Consider the following 24,016-nt stretch of genomic DNA (forward strand, 5'->3'; position numbering starts at 1 on the left):
CCACACAACACCACCTCCACATACGACCCCGGCGCCCGCCCCCCAGAAACCCCACCACCCGAAACCACCGGAACAGGCAACAACCCCCGATCCAACTTCCCATTCACCGTCACCGGAAGCCGGTCCAGCTCCACCACGGCCGACGGCACCATAAACCCCGGCAACCGCGAACGTACGAACTCCCGAACCTCACCTTCCCCCACACCCGAACAAACCACATACGCCACCAAACCCCGCCCACCAGGAAGGTCATCGCGCACCACCACCGCTGCCTGCGCCACTCCAGGGCAGGCCAGCACTACGCTCTCGACCTCTCCAGGCTCGATGCGGAAACCTCGCACCTTCACCTGATCATCAGCACGCCCCACAAACTCCAGCACGCCGTCCCGATTCCACCGCACCAAATCCCCGGTCCGATACATCCGCGAACCCGCCACACCGAACGGATCCGCCACGAACCGCTCCGCACTCAACCCAGCACGACCCCAATACCCCCGAGCCAAACCCACACCCGCCACATACAACTCCCCCACCACACCCGGAGGAACCACACCCAAAGAACTGTCCAGCACATAGACGTTCATGTTGTGTGTGGCCCGGCCGATCGGGACGGTTTTCCCGATCGAGGCTGCGGCTACGGCGTGGTGGTAAGTGCAGTACGTGGTCGCTTCGGCCGGTCCGTAGGCGTGCATGAACGTGGTGGCCGGAGAGGACTCGACGGCGCGCTGGAACGCTTGTGTCGACGCCACTTCGCCGCCGCTCCACACCTCACGCAGGGCGGAAAACAGTTCGATGCGCTCGTCGACGAGGTGGTTGAACAGGGCCGTGGTAAAGAAGGCGTGTGTCACCCGCTCGCGCGCGATGGTGGACCTCAACGCCTCGAAGTCGAGCTCGTCCGCCGGGGCCAGCACCAGTCGCCCACCGTGGAGCAGCGGAACCCACATCTCGTAGGCCGAGGCGTCGAAGGCGATCGGCGAGTGCACCAGCATTCGTGCATCGTTGTAGTCGTCGAATGCGGGGTCCCTGGTGAGCTCGACGACATCTTCGTGCGTAATCGCAACGCCTTTCGGTGTTCCCGAGGAACCTGAGGTGTAGATGACATACGCGGCTTGCTCAGCATGTAGTCCGCACCCGCGCTCCTCGTCGGTGAGATCCGCCGCGGGCTGTGCGGCAAGCTGTTGCCGTACCTCCGGTGAGTCGAGCCTGATGGTCGGCGTGTCGCCGTCCTCGGCGATGTGCCGGGTGGCTTCCGCGGTCAGCACCAACGCGGCTTTCGCGTCGTGCAGTACCGACCGGACCCGTTCGGCGGGGTTGCCCGGGTCGATCGGCACGTACGCGCCGCCGGCTTTCACCACAGCCAGGATCGCGACCAGCACGTCCACCGAGCGGGGCAGCGCCAGGCCGACCACGCGTTCCGGGCCGATGCCGGCCGCCACCAGCAGGCGGGCGAGCCGGTTCGACCGGGCATCGAGGTCGGCGTACGTCAGCTCCTCGTTCCCGGAGACCACCGCAACCGCCTCGGGCCGACGAGTCACCTGCTGCCCGAACAGCTCGGGCACGGTCGCCGACGGCGTCGCCACCACGGGCGCGTTCCGCCCCAGCAGTCGGGCCCGCTCGATGTCGCCGGCCAGGTCGATGCTGCCCACAGGACGATCCGGGTGCGCACACATCTCCGCCAGAAGGCGCCCCAACCGACCGAGCAGCGACTCCGCCAGGGACTGGTCGAACACGTCCGGGTCGTAGTCCAGCCGGAGCCGGATCCGCTCTCCGGGGAACACGACGAGGCCCAGCGGGTAGTGCGAACTGTCACGGCCTGAGATGTCGGTGACCCGCAGCTCGCTTCCGGCCGGCGTGATCTTCGCCGTGTCCAGAGGGTAGTTCTCGACGACGACCAGGGAATCGAAGAGCTTTCCGTGCCCGCTCAACCGGTGCAGATCCACGAGGCCGAGATGCTGATGGTCGACCAGCGCGGCCTGTTCATCGCGGAAGCGGCGCAGCATATCGGCCACCGCTTCGTGCGGATCCAGCTGGAAGCGCACGGGCACTGTGTTGATGAACAGCCCCACCATCGATTCCGCCCCGGGCAGATGCGGTGGGCGCCCGGCCACGGTGATGCCGAACACGACGTCGGAGCGGCGGGTCAGCGACCGGAGCAGGGTCGCCCAAGCAGCCTGCAGTACGGTGCCGGTGGTCAGATCCCGGCGGCGGGCGAAGGTTGTCAACTCTGCGGTGTGTTCAGCCGAGAGGTCCAGGCTCACCTGGTCACGGCGTTTCGGTCCGGCCGGTCCCACCGCTGGTGCGAGCAGTGTCGGCTCGGCCAGTCCCGCCAGAGCACGCTGCCATGCGTGCTCCGCTGCCTGCCGATCCTGCGCGGAGAGCCAGGCCAGATGTTCCCGGTACGGCGTTACGTGCGGCAGCCCGCCGTCCGCACCACTGTCTTGGTAGAGCTGGAAAAGCTCGCGGAAGAGGATGGCGTAGGACCAGCCGTCCACCACGATGTGGTGGTTGGTCAGTACCAGCAGGTGCCGCCGTGGCGCGAGCCGCACCAGGGCGAAGCGAAGCAGCGGTGGGTCGGCCAGGTCGAACCCGGACTCCCGCTCTTCGGCCAGCAGTCGCTCACGCTCGGCGTGCTGTTCAGCAGCGGTGCGGCCGTGGAGGTCGACTTCCAGCCACACCGGCCGCACCGAGCGGGGGATGACCTGGACGGGGATGTCCACGTCGTCGGTCAGGAAGGCGGCGGCCAGGTTCGGGTGGCGGCGCAGCAGCGCTTCGGCGGCGGCCCGCAGGTCTGCGGCGCGCACCGGTCCCTCGAATTCCAGCACGACCTGGGCGACGTACTCATCCGCGCTGCTCTTCTCGTGGAGGGCATGGAAGAGCAGGCCCTCCTGGAGCGGGGTCAGCGGCAACACGTCGGCGATGCCGGACTGCTTCGTCACGGCCTCCTCCACTTCGCCTCGAGCCTGTCGACTTGTTCTTGGGTGAGCGGCACCAGGCTGAAATCGGACGGCGTGTGACCGCCTGCGCCGGGTTGGTCGATCGATGCCGTGATGCCGCGGAGCACGTCGAACCAGGTCTCCGCCAGCGCGGTGACCGCCTCCCGGTCGAGTGGTGTCCGCCAGGACCAGGTGGCGACCAGCCTCGGCCCTGCGGCTGTGGCGAGTACGGCCGCGTTGAGGTCGACCACGTGGATCGGCGGCATCCCCGGCCCGGCCGAGGTGGCGACCCGTAACGTCTGCCCCGCACGGTCCGCGAGCGGTGTCCACGGGGAGCCGTCGTCGGCGTCATCGGCGACGGGCAGCCGCCCCAGGTAGTTGAAGCCGAACTCCGGGGCAGGCAGGTCGGAGAGTTCCTCTGCGGTGTCCGGGTTGAGGTGACGCAGCAGCCCGTAGCCGAGGCCCCGTCCGGGGACGGCCCGGATCTCGTCCTTCAGGTGCTGAACGGTGCGTCGCAGTTCCGGGCCGCCGCCCCGGACCTCGCCGGGGTCGACCGGCCCCGGGGTGAGCCGCACCGGGTACATGGTGGTCAACCAGCCGACCGTGCCGGACAGGTCGACCCCGGCGGCGATCTCGTGATGCCTCCCGTGACCTTCGACCTCGACCAGCACCGGTCGGCCCGACCGGCCCCTGTCCTGCCGCCACTGTTCGATGGCGGTGCCCAGCGCGGCCAGCAGCACCTCGTGGGTGTCGGCGTGGTAGGCGGCGGACACCCGCCGCAGCAGCGGCTCGGTGTCCGTCACAGGGAGCTCCAGGGTCAGCTCGTCGAAACAGCGTTGCGACGCCTCGGTCGGTTCCGCGTACTCAGGGTCGGCGTCCGCCAGGGTGTTCTTCCAGTGGTCGAGCTCGGCGATCCTGTCCGGGCTTCTGGCTTCGGTGGCGAGGACCTGGGTCCAGCGGCGCAGCGACGTGCCCCGCGGCGGCAGTTCCGCAGTGCGACCGGCCGTGACGGCCTGCCACGCGGTGGCCAGGTCCGCCAGCAGGATCCGCCAGGACACCCCGTCGACGGCCAGGTGGTGGATCACCAGCAGCAGCCGTCCCGCTCGTCCGGGCCCGGCGTCGAGGAACACGGTCTGCCAGGTTTTCGCGGACCCCGGGTCCAGGCGCTGCCGTGCGGCCTCGAACTGCTCCTCCGCCGTCACGCGCAGCTTCTCGTCGGAAAGGCCGCCCACGTCCACGCGGGTCACACGCTCCGGGACGTCGTGCTGCCCGGCGGGCGCCACCCACAGAGCGGCACCGTCCACGCTGCGGCCCAGGCGCAGCGCGTCGTGCCGCTCCACCAGGACTTCCAAGGTGGCGATCAGGCTCGGCCGGTCGAGGTTTGTCGGCAGCGCCAGGAGCATGGCCTGGCACAGTCCGTCGAACGCTCGGCCCGTGCCTCGGAACCACTCGACGATCGGTGTCGGGCCCAGCGCACCGACACCGTCGTCTTCGACCGGTTCGGTCCCGCCGTGCTCGACGGCGGCCGAGGCGAGCCCCGCGACGGCTCGATGTGTCAGCACGTCCTGCGGGGTCAACGTGATACCGGCGGCCTGAGCCCGACTGACCAGTTGAATGGTGGTGATGCTGTCCCCGCCCAGGTCGAAGAAGCTGTCGTCGATGCCCACGTCCGGTACGCCGAGGAGCTCGCCGAACAGCTTGCACAGTGTTTCCTCGACCCGGGTTCGCGGCGGGCGGGACGAGGCGGTGCGTGAGAACCGCGGCGCGGGCAGGGCCCGGCGGTCCAGTTTGCCGCTGGCGGTGAGCGGCAGCGCGTCCATGGGAACGAACGCCGCCGGCACCAGGTGGTCCGGCAGCCGGCCGCGCAGGGCCTCCCGTACCTCGCCGACGTCGAGTGCCCGGCCCGCTTCGGGCACCAGGTACCCGACCAGGAGCTTGTCCCCGCACTCGTCCTCGTACGGAGCGACCGCGGCGCCCGCGAGACCCGGAAGGCCGGTCAGAACGCTTTCGACCTCGCCCGGTTCGATCCGGAAGCCGCGGATCTTGAGCTGGTCGTCGACCCTGCCGACGTACTCCAGGCTGCCGTGGCCGGTCCACCGGACGAGGTCTCCGGTGCGGTACAACCGTCCGCCTGTGTGCCCGGCCTTGCCGAAGGGGTCGGCCACGAACCGTTCCGCGGTCAGCCCCGCCCGTCGCCAGTAGCCCCGCGCCACCCCGAGCCCGCCGATGTACAACTCGCCGATCGCCCCCTGCGACACCGGGCGCAGGCGATCGTCGAGCACGTACACCTGGGCGTTGTCGACCGGACCGCCGATCGATGCGCCGCCGCCGTCCGCGTTCGCCGCACCGCACCAGCCCGCCGTCGCGTACACGGTCGCTTCGGTCGGTCCGTACGCGTTCATCACCCGGCACCCCGGGAACGCCGACTCCAGTGCGGCCACCACCCGGGTCGGCAGTGCTTCACCCGCACACACGACGATGCCAGGGGACTGGGCAGCCCGCACCGTTGCGGCCACCTGCGCCAGCACCGAGGGAACGCCGCTGATGGCACTCGGCGCCGGTCCGGTGGACAACCGCTCCGCCAAGGCCAATCCGTCCCGCACCACCTCGGCGCACCCGCCGCAGGCCAGCGGCGCGAGCAGTTCGAACACCGATACGTCGAAGCTCAAGGACGTGGATACGAGCACTCTGCCGAGCCCTCGTTCGCCCACGGTGCGGACTGCCCAGGAGACCAGGTTCACGGCGTTCACATGGGGCACCACCACGCCCTTCGGGGTGCCGGTCGAGCCCGAGGTGTAGGTCATATAGGCGGGATGCGACCCGTGCAGCGGCCGGCATTCTCCTTCGCCGAGCTCCGAGCCCGGTTGTTCGGCGAGGGCGCGGCGCACGTCGTCGCTGTCCAGCACCACGACGTCGACTGCGCTGTCCTCGACGCACCCGGCAGTGTCGGCGGTGGCCAGCAAGAGGACCGGGTCCGCGTCGGCGAGCAGGAACGCGATGCGGTGAGCGGGATAGCCCGGGTCGATCGGCAGGTACGCACCGCCGGCCTTCAGCACCGCCAGCACCGCGACGACCATGTCTGCGGTGCGGGGCAGCACCAGACCCACCACCCGTTCGGGGCCGACCCCCAACCGCATCAGATGGCGTGCCAGCCGATTCGCCCGCCCGTGCAGTTCCGCATAGGTGAGGCTGGTCTCCCCGCACACCATGGCAACCCGCTCCGGGCTCCGAGCCGCCTGGGCTCCCAGCACCTCGGGCAGCACGGAGGACGTCAGCTCGGCTGCTGCGCCCTTCCCCTCCTCCAGCAACCTGTCGCGCTCGGTGGCCCCCAGTACGTCCACCTCGCCGGGCGTGAGGTCGAGATCGGCGGCCAGCGCGTCCAGCAGGTCGAGGAAGCGCTCCTGGTGGGTACGCAGGTCCTCGTCGCTGTAGCGGTCCGCGTTGCCGTTGAAGTCGAGCCGGACGGTGCCGTCGCCCTGCTCGTAGGCCATGATCGACAGATCGTCGGTCAGCCCGTTGGACAGGTTGTGCAGCCGCGCTGCGCACCGTCCGAAATCCAGGTCGACGTCGACGGGCATCACATTGACCTCCGGGCCCATGAGGTGCCGGATGCCCGTCGTCAAGCCGAGGTCACGAGCCAGGTCTTCCGCGCGGTAGCGCTGGTGGGCCAACGCCCCGCGGACCTCCTGGGAGACGCTGCGCAGCAGTTCCCGCACCGAGGTGGTCCCATGGCCGACCCGCACCCGCAGCGGCACCACGTTGGCCAGCGTGCCCGGATACTGGCGCGCCGCCGTGCCCTTTCGGGCCGCGACCGCGAAGCCGACCGCCATGTCTTCCTCCCCCGTCAACCGGTGGAGGTACGCGGCAGTCGACGCGATCAGCACCACGGACCAGTGGGTGCGGACACTCCGGGCGGCTTCTTTGACACGCTGCACGACCTCAGCCGGGATATGGCTGGTACGCCGCAGGAAACTCTTCGGCAGGTCGTCGGTCATCTCGGAGAGCCGGGCGACACCAGGTCGGTCGGCGAACTTCCCGAGCCAGTACTTGCGGTCCTTTTCGAACTCGCCGGAGCTGCGGTACTCGACGTCCTGGTCGAGGAGTTCCCGCAGCGACGAGAACGGCGAAGGTCCCGCGGGCAGGCCCTCCATGGCCGACCTGTAGCGGTGCGCAGTGCGTTGCGCGAGGAGCAGACCGCCCGCAGCGTCGACGACCAGGTGGTGCCAGCCCTGGTACCAGTAGAAGCGGTTCGGGGCCAGCCTGAGCAGCGCGTACGAGAAGAGGCGGTCCCGGGTCAGGTCCATCGGGACGGCGAGGTCCTCGTACATCCACCGCTCCGCCGCCGTGTGCGGATCGGCTTCGGTGCTGAAGTCGAGCACCGGAAAGTCCCAGTCGGAGTTCGGCACCACCGTCTGGTTGGCGACACCGTCCACTTCGCGAATCCGGCAGTGCAGTGTGTCCGCCTCGGCGACGGTGTCGCGTACCGCGGCCTCGAACTCCGCGACGTCGATCGCGCCGTCGAGGGCGACGTACTGGCCCACGCGAAAATGCACGCTTTCGGGGTTGAACCGGTGCGCCAGCCAGATCCCCCGCTGGGCGTCCGACAACGGGAATGCCGAGCCTTCCGCCGGTCGTTCCATGATTCCACCCATCGACTCGACGCGTGCTTTCTCCTGGGACAGGGCGAACGCGGTGCCCGAATCACCACGTGACAGGCAACCGCGAGACTCCGAGTACGGGCTTGCCGACGCATATCTCAAGTTCGTCCGCGGCCACGGCCGGCCTCAGCGAAGGGAACTTCCGGAACACCGCCGCGTAACTCGTGCGAAGAATGTGCCGCGCGAGGTGCTGGCCGAGGCACTGGTGCACGCCGTAACCGAACGCGAGGTGGCCGGAGGACGCATTGTCGAGGTCCAGCGCGGCCGGACAGGCGAACTGCTCGGGATCCCGATTGGCCGCCGGCAGGGCGATGGAAATCGAATCGCCTGCCTTGATCGCCTCACCGCCGAGTTCGATGTCCTGCAACGCGGTGCGGATCGGTCCGATGTGGGTGACGCTGAGGTAGCGCAGCAATTCGTCGACGGCCGCCTCGAGCCGGGCAGGGTCGGAAAGCGCCTTCGCCCGTTGTTCCGGGTGCTCCAGCAGGGCCAGCAGGCCGAGCGCGAGCATGTTCGCCGTCGACTCGTATCCCGCCGTCAGCAGCACCATTCCGACGGTGGCGATCTCCTCGTCGGGAAGTTCACCGGACACCGTGAGGTGACCGAGGACGTCGTCCCCGGTGCCCGCCCGCTTCTTGGAGTCGACGAATTCCTGGAACAGGGTGTGGATTGCCTGGGTCGCCGCCGCTACGTCTTCGGCTGCGGAGTCCTGGTCGAAGAGGACCGAGACATGGCGCACGAAGCGGTCACGCTCGTCCTCGGGAACGCCCAGGACGTCCGAGACCACGTGGAGCGGCACGACTTTCGCGAAGTCCCGCACCAGGTCCGCCGGCGGTCCTGCCTGCTCGACGGCGGTCAGGCGGTCTTCGACGAACCGCTCGATGTCCTGCACCATCGCGTCCGTCCTGCGCACCGTGAAATGTTTGGCCAGCAGCCGGCGGTACCTCGTGTGCTCCGGTGGGTCCATGCGGTGGAACACGCCTGGCGGAATGTCTTTGCGGGCTTGTTCGGCCTCGGCGGACATTCGGACGGGAATGCGCGCGAGGTCGGCCCGGCTGCTGAAGCGGCTGTCGGCGAGTACCGCGCGAGCCAACGAGTAGCTGGTCACGAGCCAGCCCAGATGGCCGTCCCCGTAGACCATCCGACCGATCGGCCGCCGTTCGCGCAACTGCTCCAGTTCCGGGGGCAGTTCGAAGATCCGATCGCGGGTGGTCGGGATGCCGGTGGGAACTGCCGTCGTGTCGGACAATGCGGACTCCTTCAGCGAATCGTGAGGGACCGGAGGGAACCGAGACGCCCCGGAACCCGGACAACGGCGCGGCGCATCTCAAGGCCCTTCAGGTTCGGCCTCGACCGCCGGACAGACCCGCCGCCCCACCACGACCACCGCCCCGCCAACTTCTGCGGCTCTTCCGGGTCGGACAGGGCGAGCGAAGAACACCGTCGGCGGAAATGCGATTCCCGGGCTCGACGGATGTCGACGCTACGCATCGTCCGACTCGCCGCACAAGGTTCACGGCCACAAGCTGCCACCGGCCATCTGCAAGAGGCGGACGCGGACCGCAACAGGCCATTTACCGGTCTCGACACGCTTGGCCGGTGAAAGGACAGAGTGCTGTCCGCGTCGGGATGCACGGCCGCGCGGCGAAGCTCGGCGCCACGTCAATCGACGTCAGCGGAAGGAGAATTTCTCTCCGTCGGCTTCGAGGAAGCGCAGGGCGGAGCGTGCCGCATGGTGGCCGCACATTCCGTGCACCCCGGCGCCGGGTGGAGTGGCGGCCGAACAGAGATAGACCCCCGGCACGCCGGTGCTGTAAGGATCGAGTGCTGGACGTGGGCGCAGTGCTACCTGGAGGGAGTTGTTCGCGCCCGTCAGGATGTCACCGCCGACGAAGTTGGCGTTGTCACGCGCAAGTTCGGCCGGGGAGCGAACGCTCGTCGCGAGGACCCGCTCCCGTACCCCCGGCGCAAACCTTTCGATCTGCCTCATCACCGATTCGGTCGCGTCACCGCGGTATTCATGGGGCACATGGGCGTAGGCGTCCACCGGATGGACGTTGCCGTGGGAACGGCCGGCGTCGGCGAGGTACTGCTGGGCAAGCAGCACGAACGGACGCTCAGGCATCCTCCCACGCGCGATCTGTGCCTCGGAATGCCGGATCTCCTCCAGCGTGCCCCCCAGATGCACGGTTCCCGCGCTCCGGCATGCCTCCGCGGTCCACGGAACACCGCCCTCCACTGCCAGATGCACCGCAAAAGCCGCCGGCCCATGTCGCCATCGCGTATAGCCGAACCGCACCCTGGGGGGCAGTCGGTCGCCGAACAGCGCGGCGACCGCACGCGGAGCGAGGTCGAGCATGACGACGTCACTTCGCGGCAACTGGGCCGGAGACGTGATGCGTGCGTCCGTTTCGACGGTGCCCCCGAGACTGCGGAGGATGGCGGCCAGCGCGTCCGTGACCGACCGGCTGCCGCCCCGGGCCACCGGCCATCCCACGCGGTGCCCCGCCACGATGTGGAACAGCCCCACCGACGAACTCATCGGTCGGTCCAGTCGCGTCAGCAGGTGGGCCGCCGCGCCGGCGAACAGGGCACGGGCCTTCTCCGTCCGCCAGCGGCGCGCCAGCAGGGCCGCCGGCTGCGCAGCGAACCATCCGAACCGTGCGTAGGAGAGCGGACGTGCGGGCACGTGGATGACGGGTCCCATCACGTCGCGCGCCAAAGTGTCGAAGGATCCGGCCAAGGGACCGAACAGCGCGCGCCAGGCGGGGCCGTCCCGCCCGAGCTTCTCGGCTGTCCGGGCGAGAGCACGCCACATCACCCCCGCATCGCCGCAGTCCAGCGGATGGGCCAGATCAACATCCGGCCATGCCCACTCCAGACCGTGTCGCTCCATCGCGAGCGAGCGGAAGAACGGGGAGCCGGCGCCGGTGGGGTGGACGGCGGCACAGTGGTCGTGCAGCAGCCCGGGCAGGGTCAGCGCCCCACTGCGGGTCCCGCCGCCGATCTCGCGCTCGGCCTCCAGAACGGTCACCTTCACCCCGCGCCGAGCGAGGGTCACAGCCGCGGCCAGCCCATTGGGGCCCGCGCCCACGACGACGGCGTCGGTCATGAACATCCCCTCGTTTCACCGGCAATCCGCGCCCCGCCCCGGCGGACCGTATCCGCTCCGCGGCTCCCGAGCGAGTACGGGGAACGCCCGCGTGTCCCCGGCAGCTGTCCGCCGCCACCAACGTACGCCCTGCCATTGCCGACCGTGTGGACTTGCCGGGCGTACGTCAAGGCTCTGTGGGACGCGGAACGCATGCTCAATGCGGTCCTGTCAGCGCAACTGCCGTCAGCACGAAGCCCTGCTCCACCGTCCAGCGCCCGGAGAAGGTGTCATGACGCCGTCCGCCCACGTGGGGCCCGGACACCAGCAGCCGCGCCGAGAAGGTGTGTGCTTCGGGGTCGAATTCGAGTTCTGCCTCATTGAAGCCGAGCTCGCGCCGCTGCAGCGGATACCAGGCTTTGAAGACCGCCTCCTTGGCGCTGAACAGCATGCGGTCCCAGTGCGCGTCCGGGCGGCGCTGGGACAGTTGGCAGAGCCGGACCTCTCATGCGGACGCGAGACGAACTCCAACACGCCTGCGGACACCGGCAGGTTGGGTTCCGCGTCGATACCCAGTGACACGGCAACCTCCGTACGGGCCACAGCGGCTGCGCGAAAGCCGGCGCAGTGGGTCATGCTGCCGACCACTCCGTCGGGCCAGGTGATCAGGCCCCGCTCCCCCGCCACGAGGACGGCAGGCGGCACCCCCAACTGGTGCAGGGCGCGCCGCGCGCAGAGTCGTACGGTGGTGAACTCCGCTCTGCGGACTGCGGTGGCGCCCGCGATCGCTGCGGACTCCTCGGGAAAGAGCCCGCCGAGGTCGTCGTCCTCGGGTGTGAGGTCACCGAACGCGCTCACGGTGGCAACGCCTTCCGGCAGCAGGGCCCCGATCACCGGTGGCCGCGCCTCGATCCGCAGCTCCCGGTCATCGTGGAACGACCCGGCACCTGATCGGTCCCTCGGTTTGGAGGAGCATCTTCTGGACGAGCCGAACTTCGGTGTCCACTGCTTCGAGTTCGAACTTCTGAAGGATCGCGGAGACGGCGAGAACGCTCTCCAGCATTCCGAAGTACTGGCCGATGCAGGCACGGGGGCCGCCTCCGAAGGGGAACCACGCGTAGCGCGGCCTGTCGGCTTCCTCCCCGGGCGCGAACCGCTCGGGCGCGAAGACCTCGGGGTCCTTCCAGTAGGCCGGGTGCCGATGAGTCACCCATGGGCTGAGGAAAACGGTCGCCCCGGCGGGAATCAGATAGCCGGCGATCTCGATGTCCGCCGTTGACCGCCTCGTGATGCCTGGAGCCGAGGGATACAGCCGCATGGCCTCCTTGAGCACCATCTGGACGTACTCGAGCCGGTCGAAGTCCTCGACGCCGGGCGTGCGTGACCCCAGAACCCGGTCGATCTCGTCCCGGGCACGCGCTTGTACGTCCGGGGTGCGGGCGAGCAGATGCAGCGCGAACTTCGTCGCTGTCGCGGTGGTCTCATGTCCGGCGAGGAAGAAGACCAGCACCTGGTCCCGGACCTCCTCGCTGGAGAGCCGATCGCCGGTGCTGTCGTCCGCTTCCAGCAGGAGACCCAGGAGGTCGTTGTCGCTGCCCAGCGTGGCACGCTCATGGATGATCCTGTCGCACACGTCATACAGCTCTCGGCGCGCGGCCATTGCTCTGCGGTTGGCCGGTGTGGGCCAGTTCCGCGGGATGGACAGCGGCGCGAAGGCCCGTCTGAGCATGTAGGCGCCCAGTATCGGAAAGCAGCGGTCGACGACCTCGCCGGCCTCCTTGCTCGCGCCACCGAACAGCACGCGCATCGTGATGCGTTGCGTCAGCCGCGTCATTTCGTGGGCGATGTCGATGGTGCTGTGGTCCGGGTCCTTCCATCGGCCCAGCATGTGCAGCACCTCCTCGCACATCGTGTCGGCGTAGAGGTTGACTTTGCGTCGGGTGAACAGCGGCTGAATGAGCCGACGCTGGCGAACGTAGTCATCGTCCTGGCTGGTCAAGAGGCCGTTCCCGAAGAGGTTGCGGATCTCGTCGTAGAAGGAGTCCTCTTTACGGAAGCCCACGGAGCGGGCCAGGAGTTGCTGGGCTCCCGCTGCCGAGAAGACCGCGAAAATCTCCTGCCGCAGACCGGGCGGCCCGACGCTGAACCGTACGACGTCGCCATGGTCACGCCGAGCCCGCAGGTAGGTGGCCAGGGGATCGCGGCGAAGCGCGTTCATGGAGCCAGTCAGCCGGGAGCCGTCAACCGTAGGAATTTCCCGGGTGTTTGTCATCAACGCTTCTCCCGTTGCGAACAATCGCGAAAACGCGGGCGGGCACCATGGTGTCGTCGCGGGTGGCGTCGCGGGTGACCTCCGCGCGGGTGACGGTCCGGTAGGCGGGAGGTCTCCGCGGGGCCGGGGCCCGCGGAGACCTCCCGGGTCTGCGGCGTCCTCAACGAAGCTCGGCGGGACTGCCTGCGCGCCGCCTCACTCGGGAGGACTGCCTGCGCGCTGCCTTACCTGTTGGTCCGGCCGTACCTCAGCATGCCTTCCAGCCACTGGTCGAGGCCCGGCGACTCGGGTTCACCGCGCCATGCCAGGTGGCCGTCCGGACGTATCAGCCACACCTCACCGGCCACGGCGCGGTCCTTCTTGCTCGACGACTGGGCCGCCTTGCGTTCCAGGACCACGAGCCGGTCATCGCCCAGGTGCTGCCGCACCACGTCGACGCAGGGATCGGCTCCGCCCTTCGGCACGAGCAGCACCCACCGGCCGTGGAACTGCTCGTACAACCGGGTACGGCTGCGGTCCGACGACCGCACGCATTCGAGGTCGCCCACGGTGTCGCCGGGCTGCGGTTTCGCGCCGAACCGGGAGCCACCGCCCAGTGGTCCGCTCCGATAGGTCTCCCACAGCTTCGCATGCGAGAACGTGGTCAGCTGATCGAACCCGGGGGTCTTGACGATCGGTGCCACGACGTGGTCGCGCAGGACGCGCACCAGCGGATTGCGCATCTTCTCGATCTGACTGGGTGCCGACTTGCCGAGGACGATTTCCTCCGCGATAGGACGCCGCTCGTCCTGGTAGGTCTCCAGCAGTGCCTCGCCGGCCATACCGCGGATGATGAGTGCGAGCTTCCAGGCGAGGTTCTCCGAGTCGCCCATTCCCGTGTGAATGGCAGGTCCGCCGAAGGGGACGTGCGGGTGGGCCGCGTCACCGGCCACCAGCACTCGGCCTTCGCGGTAGTTCTCCACGATCCGGCCCTGCCCGGTGAAGGTGAGCTTGGTCGTGGTGTCGAGGAACTCCACTCCGCCATAGGGGGAGCGTTCCGCCAGCACGGTGCGCACCCGGGAGACGATCTCGTCTTCGTCGGGCTTCTCCGTTCCCTGCTCCGGGTCGAGCGCCAGGATGCGCCACAGGTTGTTGGCCCCGTCGGGGTCGACCATGGGCATGACCCCGACCTTTCCGTCCGGGTGGAGCCAGCCTGTCAGTCCGTTCCGGTCGAGATCCCAGTTGACGTGCGCGTCGACCATCAGGTAGCGGCTGCTGCGGCCGATGGAGCTGATGCCGGCCGCCTTCCGGACCATGCTGTCGGGCCCGTCACAGCCGACCAGCCAGCTCGCGCGAACCCGGTCACCGCTGCTCAGCACAGCGGTCACGCTGTCCGCATCCTGTTCGATGTCGACCAGGACACTGCTCCACTCCACGGCTCCGTCGCGGTCGGCCCAGTACTCCCGCAGGGCTGCCTCGATCTTGCCCTGGTTGATGAGCATCGGCGGAGCCAGGTTGACCTTCCCCGGTGTGGTGTAGCGCAACCTGATCGGCTGCCGCCCCAAGTGAGCGGTGGCGTTGGTGAGCATGGGCGTCTCGTTGGGCAGATTCCCCAGCGAACCCATGCGCTGCATGACTTCGGACCCCGGGCCGTGTACCGAACTCGACAGCCGCTCAGGCGGCCCAGGAGCCCGCTCCAGAAGGCGCACCGATACGCCTTGGAGGGACAGGTAGTTGGCGAGTGTCAAACCCGCGGGTCCGGCGCCGATTACCAGTACGTCTGTCGTTGCTTCACTGCTCATTCTCGCTCCAGGTAGTGATGCGTCGATACCTTGCGATGATGACCATTGGCGCAGTCGCCGGACATGCTCGATCAGCGATTAAGGGAAGCCAGCGTCACGCAATATGCTGCCCCACGATGCACATCGCGTCACCCTTTCCAGGAGAGCATTAGTGGCCTGTCCTAAAGGTGCAACGGCTGAATTCGAGCACACCGATGGAACCCGGCCGAGCGACGGTGGAGATTTGCGCCTGCTTTCTTTTCACGAGCAGCTCACGGTGTCGCATCGACGACGCGGATGCCGTTCCGGGCGCACGCGTGAACCGAAACCGCCGGCAGCCGTTGAACGGCCAGGCACCACCGAGCAGCCGGGACTTCCCGTCATGGACCAGCTGAAGTGAATTGCTGGGCGGCCTGCTGGGGCAGCTCGATGCCGTTCTCGTCGTACAGATAGAAACCGCGGCCCGACTTTCGGCCCAGTTCTCCTGCGGCGACCTTCGCGACCAACAGTTCGCTGGGCAGGCAGGAGGGGTCACCCGTGCGCTCGTAAAGGGTGTTGAGTGAGTCCACCAGGTTGTCCAGGCCGATGAGATCGGCGGTGCGAAGGGGACCGGTGGGGTGGCCCAGGCATCCTTGCATCAGGAGGTCTGCGGTGTGCGCGGTGGCTGTCCCCTCGGCAACGAGCCGCACAGCAGTGTTGATCATGGGGTGGAGGAGACGGCTGGTGACGAAGCCGGGGCTGTCTCCCACAGCGACCGGCCGGCGGCCCAGAGCCTCCAGGAGACGGTGAGCGACCGTCAGGGTGCGCTCGGACGTGTGCGGCCCGGGGATGAACTCCACCATGGTGATGAGGTAGCTGGGGTTCATGAAGTGCGTGCCGACCAGGTCCTCGGCGCGCGGTATGCCATCGGCGAGTTCACCGATGGGGAACCCCGAGGTGTTCGAGATCAGCGGTGTACCCGGCCGGACCAGATCCGATGCTCGCGTCAGGACTTTCCGCTTCACTTCGAGCACTTCGGTGACCGCTTCGATGACGGCTGTCGCGTCCTCGGCCTCGTCGAAGGACGTCGTGGTGGTGAGGGTGCCTGGGCGACGTCCGGCCGGCAGGGCCTCCAGCAGCTGCGCGTGGCGTAGGTCCTGGGCGACCCGGGTGCGCGCCCGGTCCAGCGTGGCGTCATCGAGGTCGACGAGACATACGGGGATGCCGTGTCCGATGGCGGTGGCCGCGATGCTCGTGCCCATCACCCCGGCACCGAGGACGGCCAGTTGATGTGCGTACTGCTCGGATTCCATCGTTCCGTCCTCAGCGGGGGGCCGATGAACAAACAGGGTCGGTCCCTCAGAAGCAGTTGCACCAACTGGGGCCGCCGGACGTGCCGGTCGGGGACAGAGGGCCGTCGAACGTCTCGACCGACTCGATGACCTTCACCTCGATCCGGAAGTCGTCTTCCGTACGGTCTTCGGACTCGGCGAAGAGACCTTCAGGTATCAGCATGCTTTCTCCTGTATTCGGTCCGGTTCAGCTCCGGTTCAGCGAGGACGTGCACAGGGGGCGGCCAGTAAAACGGGCACTCTGGGAAACGTAACCTACGGTTCGGACGCAGGACAGCGGATGGCAGCAAGGTGTCAGTTCCGACGGCCGGGGAAAGTTACCTGATTCACCTCCGTTCTCCGTATGGCATCTTGCGGTCACGGCCTCCTCTTGCGACCGGCCCCCTCTCCTGGAGACGCTTTCCGAAGGGCGGTCTGGACGGATGACATCTGATTGCCAGGCATCTGGGTCCCTCTTATCGCCGCGGCAAGGCCAGAAGTTGCCGGGGAGGCATGGCAGTGTCCGCCGGAAACGCCAGGAGGAAAGACTTATCATGCCTGCATTTTCCGCGTTGGAAACGGCACTGTTCCGGATGGCCACCGTAGCGGCACGCGATGACCAGGATTACCTCTACACGTCCTGGCAGGGGCGTGACATCGATGAAGCCGCCGACAGCGATATAGCGGAGTACATCAACAGGATCGCCCGTGATCCGGTACTGGCAGAGGGCATCGCACTCTCCAGTGAGGGGCTTTCCGGCTCCCTGGACCGGATTCGCCGCGGTGAACTGCCGAACAGGAAGCGGCTCATGCGGACGGCGCTCTCGGTCACCAAGTACGCGATGAGGATCTCGGGGCGGCCGACTCCGTTCGGGATCTTTGCGGGGGTGGCCAAGGCCAGGGTCGGAGAAGGCACATACGCCAAGTTGGGGACGGGTCACCAGAAGCGGGTACGGCCGGACGCGGGCTGGCTGACCGGAGCTGCCGAGGCCCTGATGCTGTCCGGGAGAAGGCTGAGCGGATTCGCTGTGGCCCTCAACGATCTGTGCACGGAGCATGGCAATGAACTGCTCTGTCCGTGGGCCAGAACCACCAGCGGCGGCAAGGGGCGGGTGAACCAGGTATCGATCGTGCGGAGCGACGCGGTCGACCGTATCTGCGCGCTCACCAGGACGGCTCGGGAGGTGTCCGAGGTGGTCCGCTGCGTCGCCGGTTCGATGGAGCCGCCCGCATCGCCGTCCGCTGTGGAGGAGCTGGTACGGACCCTCATCCGGAACGGCTTCCTGATCACGACGATGGTGCCGAGGAACATGGCCGGGCAGGCTCTCCGGACGGTCCTGGCAGGCTCCGCCGAGGATGTCGCCCTCCGGACCCACGCGGCGCTGGCGGAATACGCTGCCACACCGGTCGGCCAGGGGCTTCCGCAGCTCACCATGGTCTCCGGGCTCCTGCAGGACGTGCACCGGCACCCCCGTCAGGCCGTGCAGGCCGATCTGCTGCTGGACGCGGACATCCAGGTTCCGCGGACGGTAGGGACGTGCCTGGAGGAGTTTGCGGAAGCCATGTGGCGCATGGGTCCCCAGGAGAACGGTGCGCGCCATATGGCCGACTACGCCCGCGAGTTCACCGAACGCTACGGGATACAGGTCCCGGTGTCCGTCGTGGAGCTGATCGATCCCGTCCGCGGTCTGGGGTACCCGGCTGCGTACGAGGACGGCGGGACACCTGAGCGGACGCCGTCCGGTGCCGGCCGTGACGCCTTGTTGAACGAGCTGTACGTCCAGGCCGTCAGATCCGGTAGCCGGGAAGTGTCGGTCACGGAGGAACTCGTGAGCCGCTTCGAGTCCCTCCGCGAGGCTCCCGCTTCCGCCCCGCCGGCCTCGTTGGAGCTCTGCGTCCAGATCCTCTCGCACAGTACGGAGGATCTGGACCGCGGCGACTTCGAACTACTCTTCTCACGCTACACGGGGTCGCGGACGGCCGGCGCGACAGCGGGCCGGTTCGCCGACGCGTTGGGTATCGCGGACGAGCTGCATCAGCTGATGGGCACCCACAGGGACGACGGGCCGCTGTACGTCCAGGTGGACTTCGAGCCCAGCACTCCGGGTGCGCTCAACGTCGCTCAGGTTCCCCGGCTTCTCCCGCAGCAGATGCCCATCGGTGTGCTCGGGGACGCCGACGGTTCGGCCACGCTCGACTGGCGCACGCTGGCAGTCGTGTCGGACGGGAACGCCCTGCGGCTCATCCACGGGGAGAGTGGCCGCGAGGTGGTGCCCGTCGCCCCACACGTCCTCGACCTCGAGCGCAGCGCGCCGAGCGTCGTCCGTTTCCTCGTCGATGTGTCGGCCGGCGGATTTCCCGCGTGGTCGACCTGGAGCTGGGGCGGCTTGGAGAGCATGCCGTATCTGCCAAGGGTGCGTTACGGCAAGGTGCTCGTGAAGCCGGCGCAGTGGAGGCCGTCGGAGAGGCTGCTGGACCCGAAGCTCACCTGGGAGACATGGCGTGGGGAGCTGCGCCGCTGGCTGGCCGAGTGGGATGTCCCGCGCCGCATCGACATCTCGCTCCGGGACGAATACTGCTCGCTCGACCTGGACAACTCGCTTCACCAGGCGGTGCTGCGGCGTGAACTCCAGGGCCGCCGGGTCCGCATCAGCGAGAGCCTGACCGCCGATCCGTCGGTGTTCGGCTGGACGGATCGGCATGCTCATGAAGTCGTCGTCGGCCTCGCGCGGCGTGCGACGGTCCAGCGCCCGGCCCCGGCCCTGATCAGCCGTGTCCCGGCGTCCGCCCGCCCGGAGGCCCTGCCGGGCGGCGAGTGGCTGCACGCGAAGATCTACGCCCCGGAACGGGCCCATGACGAGCTGATCGCCGAAGCGCTGCCCGGACTCATCACCGAGGTCGCCGACTCCGTCGACCGGTGGTTCTTCATCCGCTATCGCGACCCGGATCCCCATCTCCGCCTGCGGATGCACGGGCCGGAAGCGGAGTTGCGCGGCCCCGTCCTCGGCGCCCTGCACGACGCGATGCGGCACCTTCGCCGTGCGCGCTTGATACGCGACTTCGTGCTCGCCGGCTATGCCCCGGAAGTGCACCGATACGGCGGAGCGGAGCTGATGCCGCTGGCCGAGGAGGTCTTCGCGCAGGACAGCTGGTCGGCGATCTGCCAGCTCAGGTCCCGCAGACGGGGCGGCATCGACTGCTCCCCCGAGATGCTCGCGGCGGCCAGCTACGGCGTCCTCCTTGAGGCGCTGGGCGCTTGGCCCTGGTGGGACTGGGTGGCACAGTCGTACCCGAAGAACGAGAAATCCAGGTCGTTCTACCGGCAGAACGCCGCGGAGGCCATCCGGCTGATCCGTCCCGGCAACGTTCTGGGGGCATTCCTGGACACCTGGGCGGTTCCCGGCATGCGGCCCGTCTGGACGGAGGCCGACGCTGTCCGCCGGTACGGAAGCGCGCTGCTCGGATCGCCACAGGAGCGGATCACCGGCATCGCGCTGCGCGGGCTGCTGCATATGCAGCACAACAGGCTGCTCGGCATCAGCCCGGATCAGGAGGAGCGCAGTTACGGAATACTCCGCGGTGTCGCCCGGCAGCACCTCGGTGAACTGCATCACCGGCTGAAGGGGTGACGGTCATCCCGCATCACCGTCAGCTGCCGTCTTTGCGCCCTGCATCGCGGTACGCAGCCAGTCCCGCAGCGCGGACTTGTCCACTTTTCCGCTGCCGCCCCGCGGGAGCTTCGGCAAGTGGTGAACAGCCGTAGGGAGTTTGTAGCGCGCCAGCCGGTCGCCGGCGAAGCCCCGCAGCTCCTGCAGAGTCGCCTTGCCGGGACCGTCCTGGCACAGCACCACGACCGGTGTCTCCTCCCACACGGGGTGTGGCGCGCCGAGCACGGCGACCTCCCGAACTCCCGGGTACTCGGCCAGAACCCGCTCGATCTCGGCGGGATAGACGTTCTCGCCACCGCTGATGATGACGTCCTTCCGGCGGTCCACTATGTACAGCAGTCCGCCCTCGTCGCGCTGCCCGATGTCGCCGGAGCGGAACCAGCCCGCCTCGTCCTTCGCGAGCCGGGTGGCCTCCGGATCGTTCCAGTACTCACGGAACACGTTCGGGCCACGCACCAGGAGTTCGGCGGGCACCGCGGGCTCGGTGACCTCCCGGCCCGTGGCCGGGTCGACGAGTTTGATCTCTGTGTACGGCAGCGGATATCCGACCGAGTCGGGGTGGGTGTCGACCAGTTCGGCGGGCAGGCAGGCGGCCAGCGGAGCAGTCTCGGTGAGCCCCCACGCCTGCTGGAGGGTGAGGCCGCGGGCCGCGTAGTCGCGCACGAGCTGGGACGGCACGGGTGCTCCGCCGACGAGGGCGGTGCGCAGGCTGCACAGGTCGGCCTCCGCGAAGCCCGGGGAACGGGCGATGGCGGAGAACATGGCCGGCACAGCGATGACGTTCACCGCCCGGTGCGCTGCCAGGTCGGTGAGGGCCTGCTGGGCGTCGAAGGCCCGCCGGACCACGACCGTACCGCCGTGGACGAGGGTGCCCAGGGTGAATCCGGTCAGCCCTGCGACGTGGAACATGGGAGCGAGTACCAGCGCGGTGTCGCGCAGCCTTGACTCGATGACGGCTGTGGTGGCGACATCGTGCCACCACAGGTTTCCGTAGGTCAGGACCACTCCCTTGGGGCGTCCCGTGGTACCGGAGGTGTAGATGATCAGCGCCGCGTCGTCGGGGCGCACGGTCGCGGGCGGGCGCCCCTGCTCGGGTACTGCGGCGGTGGACAGGTGCTGCCACGGGGCGGGAGCTTTCGCGGGCGAGGGGGCCCGCAGGTCCGTGTCGACGAGGAGGTGCCGGCGCACGGGCAGGGAGGGGAGCACGGCGGCGAGGGCAGCCGTGTACTCGGCCTCTGCAAGGAGGGTGTGAGTGCCGGAGTCCCTGAGCAGTGCCGCCAACTCCGGCGGAGTGAGCCGGAAGTTCAACGGCACGAAGATCGCCCCCAGATGTGCTGCCGCCAGCGCGGTGCGCAGCAACAGCTCACTGTTACGGCCGAGCCAGGCCACACGGTCGCCGGCGCGGACGCCTCCGTGTGCCAACACGTCGGCCAGGGAGCGCACATCGGCGGCGAACCGGCCGTAGTTGACCGGTATGTCCTCGTACCACACGGCCGTGGTGTCCCCGGATATCCGAGCCCATCGGTCCACGGCCACGGCGGGGCTGAGGTTGATCTGATGCATCAGTCGGTCCACCTGTCTGGGTCGCTACGGCGGTAGGGCGGAAGGCGGCGGTAGGGCGGAAGGCGGCGGTAGGGCGGAAGGCGGCGGTCAGCCGCAGCCACCGGCGTGGCCCTGGTCGCCGTCGGCGCCGAGGGCCACCTCCGGTTGCGGGGCCGGATCATGCGGCCGGGCGCCGAGCACGGCCGTCGCAAAGGCGTCCAGTCGGTCCAGGCCCCAGTATTTGTCGCGTCCGTGAACGAAGAAGGGGACGCCGAACACCCCGTCCCGGTCGACCGCGAGCAGCGCTTCGACCCCGCGTGCGCGCAGACCGGAATCGTCGGCCGCCGCCGCCAGCCGACCGGCGGGCAGGCCGAGCCCGGCAGCCGCCTCAGCGACGACGGCACGGTCACAAATATCGCGGCCCTCCTCCCAGCGCAGCTCGTAGAACCGCCGGATGAACTCCGGCCCGCGGCCCTCGTCCAGCGCGGCGAGGTATGCGAGGTGCGGCACCTCCCACACCGGTTCGCGGTCCACCGGCCACACCGGGGTGAGCCCGGCGTTCCGGGCGCAGCGCCGGACGTCCTGAAGGATGTAGAGGTGCTTGGCCCGGGACATGTCGGTGTACGGGAAGCGGCCTCCGGCCTCGCGGAGCAGGGCGGCGCTGTGCGCATCGGGCTCGAAGAAGGGCCGCCACTCCACGGACGCCGCAACTTCGGGATGCTGTTCCGTCAGACGCCGGTACGCCAGCCAGGAGTAAGGGCTGCGCAGGGAGAAGTAGAAGCGCGGGGCGGCCTGCTGTGAGGAGGCCATGGAACACACCTTCTCTCAGAGCACGATGCCGCCGTCGATGTGGAGCACGCTGCCGGTCACATACGCGGCGGTGGACACGTAGGCGACCATGTCGGCCACCTCCTCCGGCGCACCGAAGCGGCCCAGCGGGATGCTCCCCACCGCGTCCTCCCGGGCACGGACGGGCAGGGTGGCGACCATGTCGGTCTCGATGAAGCCGGGGGCGATCACGTTGGCGCGTATGCCGTACGGCCCGACTTCCTTGGCGAGCGCCTTCGTGAAGCCGATGATCCCGGCCTTGGAGGCGCAGTAGTTGGTCTGCGTGGCGTTCCCGTGCACTCCGGCGACGGAAGAGATGTTCACGACGCAGCCCCGCCTGCGCTTCATCATCTCGAAGACCGCCGAACGGCAGATGTGATAGGTGCCGTCGAGGTTGGTCGCCAGGACCGTCCGCCAGTCCTCGTCGCTCATCGTCAGCAGCGGACCGTCGCGGACGATTCCGGCGGAGGTGACCACGAGGTCGACCGGGCCGAGCTCCGCCTGCGCACGCATCACGAAGGAACCTGCTTCGTCCGCCCGCGAGACATCGGCGCGGCAGGCGAGGGCGCGCCCTCCCGACTCGGCGACTTCCTTGGTGAGCGTGTTCGCGCCTTCCTGGTCCGAGGCGTAACAGAACGCCACGTCATGGCCGTCGGCCGCAAGCCGACGGACAACGGCCCGGCCGATGCCGCGCGTGCCGCCTGTCACCAGGGCGACCGGACGCGGGGACGATGCGGTCATGCTCGGCTCCTCTCCCCGGCCGAGGCGACCGCCCCCGCCGGATCCGCTGCCGGACGGCGGGCGATCAGTACCTGGCCCACCTCCAGGACCGTGGCCCCGTTCACCCTGCTCTCCCCTTCGAAGGCGACGGTGTCCTCGAACGCTCGGGTCACCCGCGCCTGGTGGACCACGGCATCGCCGGGCCGGACGGTGCCGGTGAAGCGCACCCGCGACATCCCGGCGAACAGCAGGACACCGGCGGCCGGGGTTTCCCGATGCGACTCCCCGACGGCCATGAGGGCGGCCGCCGACTGGCACCACGACTCGAGGAGCAGCGCCGCGGGGTAGCTGTAGGCGGCGTCGTCGGCATCGTCGGGGAGCCCGCCGTACCAGGGCTCGTCGCAGGTGACCGCCTTCAGTGCGGTCAGCCACTCCCCCGGTGCCATGTCCAGGATGCGGTCGATGAGCAGGACCGGATGGCGGTGCGGCAGCAGTTGCTTGATCCCGACCGGTCCGATCTGAGGGCTCCTCACGTGCTCCTCCCCTCGCGCAGGCGGATCCTGATCCGGGCGACGGTTCCACTGGCGGTCGAGACCTCGGCGGCGCACCGCCATCCCTCCTGGCACCGTTGCCAGCTGAGATCGGCGGTGAGCCGGTCTCCTGGCAGGACAGGCTTGAAGAACCGCGCCTTCTCGACGGCGTCGAGCCGCCACGTGCGCTCCGGTTCCGGGACGACGGCCAACCCACCGCGATACACGAAGTCGAGGAGACACACGCCGGGAAAGACAGGGAAGCCCGGGTAGTGGCCCGCGAACACCGGCTCCTCGGGGGAGACCGTCAGATGAACGTGCCGCGTGCCGCCGGAGGCGGTGCCGACCTCCACGGTGCCCGCGACGGGGTGTCCCGGCAGCCGGGGCATCAGGCACCTGCCAGCTTCGCGGTCAGCAGATCGTGTGTCTCGGAGAGTGTGCGGAGCATCCGGAGCTCGGACTCCTCGAACTTCACCCCGTACTGCTTCTCGAGCATCACGATGACTTCCAGGGCCAGCAAGGAGTCACCGCCCAGGTCCGCGGTGAACCGGGCGTCGTCCGTCACATCCGACGGATCGATGTCGAGTACGTCGGCCACGATGCGCCGCACTTCTTCGCGGTCCGGGACCTTCGTCTGCTTCTCGCGCATTGTGGAACGCCTTTCGCCTGGTGGGAATTGGCCTGGTGGGAATGGGGAACCGGGC

At 68.7% G+C, this 24,016-nt stretch carries 16 protein-coding genes and 1 pseudogene; 1 reads left to right on the top strand and 16 read right to left on the bottom strand.

Features of this window, described 5'->3' with window-relative positions:
• The 10 genes and pseudogenes from ACTWP9_RS29775 to ACTWP9_RS29820 all read right to left on the bottom strand — a co-directional run.
• The coding region (locus tag ACTWP9_RS29775) for a non-ribosomal peptide synthetase (protein WP_443249411.1) at window positions 1–2,948 on the bottom strand (2,948 nt) is incomplete at its 3' end.
• Entirely contained in the window at window positions 2,933–7,573 is a 4,641-nt protein-coding gene (locus ACTWP9_RS29780; RefSeq protein ID WP_443249412.1) for an amino acid adenylation domain-containing protein, read from the bottom strand. The genes ACTWP9_RS29780 and ACTWP9_RS29775, both read right to left, overlap by 16 nt.
• A 61-nt stretch (window positions 7,574–7,634) precedes the next feature.
• Window positions 7,635–8,840: a cytochrome P450 gene (locus ACTWP9_RS29785; protein WP_443249413.1), complete on the bottom strand. Its 1,206-nt coding sequence runs from the start codon at window positions 8,838–8,840 to the stop codon at window positions 7,635–7,637.
• 423 nt (window positions 8,841–9,263) lie between these two features.
• Window positions 9,264–10,703 (bottom strand): phytoene desaturase family protein, encoded by a 1,440-nt coding sequence (locus tag ACTWP9_RS29790; protein ID WP_443249414.1) that lies wholly within the window; start codon window positions 10,701–10,703, stop codon window positions 9,264–9,266.
• A gap of 196 nt (window positions 10,704–10,899) precedes the next feature.
• Window positions 10,900–11,133, bottom strand: coding sequence for a 4'-phosphopantetheinyl transferase superfamily protein (locus ACTWP9_RS29795; RefSeq protein ID WP_443249415.1), 234 nt, complete (start codon window positions 11,131–11,133; stop codon window positions 10,900–10,902).
• Window positions 11,134–11,339: 206 nt separating this feature from the next.
• Window positions 11,340–11,576 (bottom strand): annotated as a pseudogene (locus ACTWP9_RS29800) (4'-phosphopantetheinyl transferase); the annotation flags it as partial.
• Window positions 11,577–11,607: 31 nt separating this feature from the next.
• Window positions 11,608–12,900 carry a cytochrome P450 gene (locus tag ACTWP9_RS29805; protein WP_443249416.1) on the bottom strand — a complete coding sequence of 431 codons (1,293 nt, stop codon included), beginning with the start codon at window positions 12,898–12,900 and terminating at the stop codon, window positions 11,608–11,610.
• Between the two features lie 278 nt (window positions 12,901–13,178).
• Window positions 13,179–14,735: an FAD-dependent monooxygenase gene (locus tag ACTWP9_RS29810; RefSeq protein ID WP_443249417.1), complete on the bottom strand. Its 1,557-nt coding sequence runs from the start codon at window positions 14,733–14,735 to the stop codon at window positions 13,179–13,181.
• Between the two features lie 359 nt (window positions 14,736–15,094).
• Window positions 15,095–16,006 carry a 3-hydroxyacyl-CoA dehydrogenase family protein gene (locus ACTWP9_RS29815; RefSeq protein ID WP_443249418.1) on the bottom strand — a complete coding sequence of 304 codons (912 nt, stop codon included), beginning with the start codon at window positions 16,004–16,006 and terminating at the stop codon, window positions 15,095–15,097.
• 46 nt (window positions 16,007–16,052) lie between these two features.
• The gene (locus tag ACTWP9_RS29820; protein WP_443249419.1) at window positions 16,053–16,208 is read right to left on the bottom strand and encodes a hypothetical protein; all 156 of its coding nucleotides are present in this window, start codon (window positions 16,206–16,208) and stop codon (window positions 16,053–16,055) included.
• Between the two features lie 370 nt (window positions 16,209–16,578).
• Here ACTWP9_RS29820 and ACTWP9_RS29825 point away from each other — a divergent pair, with 370 nt between their 5' ends.
• Entirely contained in the window at window positions 16,579–19,653 is a 3,075-nt protein-coding gene (locus ACTWP9_RS29825) for a lantibiotic dehydratase (protein WP_443249420.1), read from the top strand.
• A gap of 3 nt (window positions 19,654–19,656) precedes the next feature.
• On the opposite strand, the gene ACTWP9_RS29830 is transcribed toward ACTWP9_RS29825, so the two are convergent.
• The 6 genes from ACTWP9_RS29830 to ACTWP9_RS29855 form a co-directional block, all read right to left on the bottom strand.
• Window positions 19,657–21,255, bottom strand: coding sequence for an AMP-binding protein (locus ACTWP9_RS29830; RefSeq protein ID WP_443249421.1), 1,599 nt, complete (start codon window positions 21,253–21,255; stop codon window positions 19,657–19,659).
• Between the two features lie 87 nt (window positions 21,256–21,342).
• Window positions 21,343–22,044 (bottom strand): 2-hydroxychromene-2-carboxylate isomerase, encoded by a 702-nt coding sequence (locus ACTWP9_RS29835; RefSeq protein ID WP_443249422.1) that lies wholly within the window; start codon window positions 22,042–22,044, stop codon window positions 21,343–21,345.
• 15 nt (window positions 22,045–22,059) lie between these two features.
• On the bottom strand, window positions 22,060–22,803 hold the full coding sequence (gene fabG / locus ACTWP9_RS29840; RefSeq protein WP_443249423.1) for a 3-oxoacyl-ACP reductase FabG: 744 nt from the start codon (window positions 22,801–22,803) through the stop codon (window positions 22,060–22,062).
• Window positions 22,800–23,315, bottom strand: a complete 516-nt coding sequence (locus tag ACTWP9_RS29845; protein ID WP_443249424.1) for a 3-hydroxyacyl-ACP dehydratase FabZ family protein — start codon at window positions 23,313–23,315, stop codon at window positions 22,800–22,802. Before ACTWP9_RS29845 ends, fabG begins: the two co-directional genes overlap by 4 nt.
• Complete coding sequence (locus ACTWP9_RS29850) at window positions 23,312–23,701, bottom strand: 3-hydroxyacyl-ACP dehydratase FabZ family protein (protein WP_443249425.1); 390 nt, start codon at window positions 23,699–23,701, stop codon at window positions 23,312–23,314. The genes ACTWP9_RS29845 and ACTWP9_RS29850 overlap by 4 nt, the downstream gene beginning before the upstream one ends.
• On the bottom strand, window positions 23,701–23,961 hold the full coding sequence (locus ACTWP9_RS29855; protein ID WP_443249426.1) for an acyl carrier protein: 261 nt from the start codon (window positions 23,959–23,961) through the stop codon (window positions 23,701–23,703). Before ACTWP9_RS29855 ends, ACTWP9_RS29850 begins: the two co-directional genes overlap by 1 nt.
• Between the last annotated feature and the right edge of the window lie 55 nt (window positions 23,962–24,016).

This window comes from Streptomyces sp. 3N207, from assembly GCF_052246355.1.
GTDB lineage: Bacteria > Actinomycetota > Actinomycetes > Streptomycetales > Streptomycetaceae > Streptomyces.